Source organism: Bacillota bacterium, from assembly GCA_024655925.1.
In the GTDB taxonomy this organism is placed as follows: domain Bacteria; phylum Bacillota; class DTU025; order DTU025; family JANLFS01; genus JANLFS01.
In genome coordinates, this window is sequence record JANLFS010000152.1 from 3,422 (window position 1) to 4,643 (window position 1,222).

Annotated in this window: 1 protein-coding gene; it reads right to left on the reverse strand. The window is 61.8% G+C overall.

Going from position 1 to position 1,222, the window contains the following annotated elements; genetic code table 11:
- A partial coding sequence (locus NUW23_15095; GenBank protein ID MCR4427485.1) for a deoxyguanosinetriphosphate triphosphohydrolase occupies positions 1-942 on the reverse strand: 942 nt, incomplete at its 3' end.
- Positions 943-1,222 lie beyond the last annotated feature (280 nt).

Below are 1,222 nucleotides of genomic sequence, written 5' to 3' on the forward strand. Positions count from 1 at the left end.
GTCCACAACCGTCTGGATTGGGTCTTCCATTGCCGATATCTCCCCGGCATCCCGGGCGAGCTCTTCTGGGTGCTCCAAATAATAGTGAAATAGCTGCACCAAGAGCGCCCGGGCTTTGTCCCCCTCGGCCTTGGCCACAGACCCAACATAGACGCGCTCAAACATGAAGTCCCGAAGGGAGGCCATAGCTCGGGCGACCTCGTCACTCTGGGACACCACAGGCTTTCCCTCGCTCTGCTCAATCAAGTCGTTGACAAGAGTGTTCAGCCGCTCGCGACGGGTGGGGCCCAGTACCCGCCTGGCCAAGTCCGGCACCATCTCTTCTGTTATGATCCCTGCCCGCATCGCATCGTCAACATCGTGGTTGACGTAGGCTATCTTGTCCGCCATTCTTACGATCTGTCCCTCTAAGGTGCGCGCCTGCTCCGGCCAATCCGCCGAATGACAGAGTATCCCGTCACGGACCTCCAAGGTCAGGTTCAAGCCTCTCTCTGTCTTGCCCTCTCTGCGCTCCACGTGTTCCACCACACGCAGACTCTGAACGTTGTGCCGAAACCCCCCAGGCAACACCTCATTCAGCGCCGCTTCGCCGGAATGCCCAAACGGCGTATGCCCGAGGTCATGGCCCAGGGCAATCGCCTCGGTCAAGTCCTCATTGAGGCGCAAGGCCCGCGCCATGGTCCGCGCGATCTGTGATACCTCAAGCGTATGAGTGAGCCTGGTCCGGTAGTGATCCCCCTCCGGTGAGTAGAACACCTGAGTCTTGTGCTTGAGCCGGCGAAAAGCCTTGCAGTGCAACAGCCGGTCGCGGTCCCGCTGGAAGCAGGTACGCAGTTCGTCCTCGCTCTCTTGGCGCGCCCTGCCCTGGGAGTTCCGGGCGAGTGCGGCATAGGGCGACAGTCTCTCGGCTTCCTCCTGCTCTGTCCTCTCCCTTACGCACATCATCAGTATTCGTCCCTCCGGTTCCGTGCAGTCCCACCCCGACCTTCGCGAGTCGAACCGGCCGGCGCGGCCAGGCGAGCTCGGGCAGATTGGCCCACGCCGTACAAAGCTCCGGCGTGGGCCAACAATCCAGCGGTCTCACGAAGTGCCCTTGCGGGTCTTGAGCATACCTACTTGCGCGGCGACTTCAGCTCGGCCTGCGCAGCCGCGAGACGCGCGATGGGCACCCGGAAAGGTGAGCAACTGACGTAGTCCAAGCCCACCCTGTGGAAGAAGTCGA